At 39.7% G+C, this 2,776-nt stretch carries 3 protein-coding genes and 1 pseudogene; all 4 read left to right on the top strand.

The annotated features are described in order from the left end of the window. Positions 1-205: pseudogene (locus tag AB6E08_RS22985) on the top strand (HD family phosphohydrolase); the annotation flags it as partial. A gap of 251 nt (positions 206-456) precedes the next feature. Next, the gene (locus tag AB6E08_RS22980; protein WP_157939758.1) at positions 457-606 is read left to right on the top strand and encodes a hypothetical protein; all 150 of its coding nucleotides are present in this window, start codon (positions 457-459) and stop codon (positions 604-606) included. An 84-nt stretch (positions 607-690) separates the two neighbouring features. Beyond that, entirely contained in the window at positions 691-1,098 is a 408-nt protein-coding gene (locus AB6E08_RS22975) for a VOC family protein (RefSeq protein WP_029223884.1), read from the top strand. Positions 1,099-1,179: 81 nt separating this feature from the next. Continuing rightward, positions 1,180-2,433, top strand: a complete 1,254-nt coding sequence (locus AB6E08_RS22970; RefSeq protein WP_009847713.1) for an HD-GYP domain-containing protein — start codon at positions 1,180-1,182, stop codon at positions 2,431-2,433. Positions 2,434-2,776: the final 343 nt, after the last annotated feature.

Genomic DNA, 2,776 nt, shown 5'->3' with positions numbered 1-2,776 from the left:
TGTCTATATAAATCTAAGTCAAAGCGATACTGCACCTTTACCTTCTAATCACGAGGTAGAGAAAGGGGCCGATTCAGATCTACAGATAAGCCTTGAAACTGAAAGGATGTGGAAAGATAAGCATGAACGTATCGAAACCCTAAGCTCTTACCGTCGTAGAGTCAGTCATTGTGAGAAAGAATTGTCGCAAGCATCCTCAATAATGATTGATTTACCATAAATTTCGTTGTGCGAACTAAAATGGGGGAGGTTGTACTCATCCTGTCCAGGTTTTGGTTGTGTGAGTGTCATGTGAATACTCGAAAGTTAAGCCGATACATCTAGATCTAGTTGCTGGCAACCTGAGAACAAAATAGGTACCTGTAGATCTAAGTAAGTATCAGTAACCTTCACGCTTTCAAAATCCGTTGCCTTCGGGCGTGGCGGTTCAAGCCTGCCAACAGGTACCATATTTAGATGACAAAGCCTCGACTCAGTCGGGGCTTTGTTGTATCTGGAGAGCAGAAAACGTTGCCTTGGTGGTGGCAGGAATGTCTGTCCAATCAGTCAGTCCTTATTGTGCCATTCCAAAATATTACCGTTTCCGTTCGTAATGTGACTCCTTAGTAAATTAATTATCTTAAATCAGAATGTTATCTGTCATTCTCACGTCTATTGTCTATGTTTAAAGGACTAATAGAGGAGAAACATATGCTGACAGTAACCCCTTACTTGTTTTTTGATGGTCGTTGTAGTGAAGCGTTAGATTTTTATCATAAATGCTTTGGTGGTGTTGTTTTATCGAAGCAACTCTTTAGTGATGCTCCTCAGGTAATAGAGGGGGCACAACCTAGTTGGGTTATGCACGCTGAGTTCGAAGCATTTGGTATGAAGCTCATGATGTCTGATGGCGTTAAAGCTAAAGAACTTGAAGGGAACAATCTGGCACTTTCCTTGGTTACCGAGGATACCGCGACTCAAGAGAAAATTTTTGAGAAGCTTAAACAAGGAGGGCGAATAATGACGCCACTCGCAGATACGTTTTGGGGCGCTAGATTTGGTAAAGTGGAAGATAAGTTCGGTATTCGTTGGATGGTGCATTGTGATTCTTTAAGTTGAACCTGTGAAATTGGATAGTGAAATTCCCGTGTGGTTTTATTAGAATTATAAATATAGATTATTAATCAATATTATATAAATATGGGCAGCATAAAGATTACTGTAGATCGCATCCAGCCCGGCCTACACATACGACTCCCCCTAAAATGGAACGAACACCCATTTTTATTCAACAGCTTCAAAATAAAAGATGACGCTCAAGTGAAAATAATTCGGCATCTTGGGATTAAGCATGTCTATATAAATCTAAGTCAAAGCGATACTGCACCTTTACCTTCTAATCACGAGATAGATAAAGGGGCCGATTCAGATCTACAGATAAGCCTTGAAACTGAAAGGATGTGGAAAGATAAGCATGAACGTATCGAAACCCTAAGCTCTTACCGTCGTAGAGTCAGTCATTGTGAGAAAGAGTTCGAGCGCTCGCTTGCTCGAATGCGTTCAGTAATGACAAAAATTCGTAACCGACCTATAGATGCGGTAGGAGAGGTTAAAAGTCTAGTTGATGATATTGTTGAAATACTGGCAAGTGACGATAGCGTTACCTTACATCTTATGAATGCTAAAGCTGACTTTGAAGACATTTACTTTCATACATTAAATGTCTCTGTCGTTGCGTTAATGATAGGTAAAGCTAAAGGCTACAATACTCAACAATTGAAAGCGCTTTCTTTTGCTGCTTTGTTCCATGATGTAGGAAAGATCAAAATACCAGCTGCAATACTTAGAAAGCAGAGTACGCTGACAGCACCGGAAGAGAATTACCTAAAACTTCATACGAAATATGGTGCTGATATTGTCTCTGGAATTGATGACTTTCCTGAAAGTGCCAAAAAAGTAATCGTTCAACATCATGAAATGAATGATGGCTCTGGTTATCCTGAAGGCTTAAAAGAAGAAGAGATAGATGAACTAACCAAAATAGTTTCAGTGGCTAACGCATTCGATAATCTTTGTCATGGTAAAGCGCAATCTCAACAAATGATCCCATACTTGGCATTGTCCCACTTATATAAGAACTGCAAACATCTATATAGTCAGGATAATTTGAGTCTATTGGTTAAGTTCATGGGAGTCTATCCGCCGGGTACTGTCGTGCAGCTTTCCAATGAATCAATTGGAATCGTGATTTCGGTTAATGCCAAACATATGCTTTATCCGAACGTACTGATCTATGATCCTAGCGTTCCAAGAACCCAAGCCCCGATCATTGACCTATTTACTAAAGAGATAAAAATTGTCAATGCAGTTCATCCAAGCAAGTTACCGGAGCAAGTTAGAGAATATCTAAACCCTAGGGCTCGTTTATCTTACTTTTTTGATAATGGTGAGTAGTTACCCACAGGTTCTTGTGGGTAGTTTGTTCGAAACTTGGGTTGAAAGTTGTATAAATAAGCCCTTGGTTGAAATGTCTTCACTTAACCTCTTTTTTAAATAAAAAACGTATTTAATGCTTGCCAATGAGAGCTGCATCTCTATAATGCCGCCTCACTGACACGGCAGACGCCATAAGGCTTCAGCGAAGAATGTTAGTAAGGCAACTAGCTTTAAGCGATGATTCGCTTTTACTTTTTAAAAGTAGAAATTAATTCCGAATAAGTGTTTGACACTGAGAATTAAATAGCTAGAATGGCCGCCTCTTCCGAAGTGATGTAAGTCACAACGAAGAGAAGCTCTT

It is taken from the genome of Vibrio sp. 10N.247.310.24, from assembly GCF_041467175.1.
Classification (GTDB): domain Bacteria; phylum Pseudomonadota; class Gammaproteobacteria; order Enterobacterales; family Vibrionaceae; genus Vibrio; species Vibrio tasmaniensis_A.
Note: the sequence above shows the minus strand (reverse complement) of the source record. Positions and strands in the feature narration are given on the sequence as shown.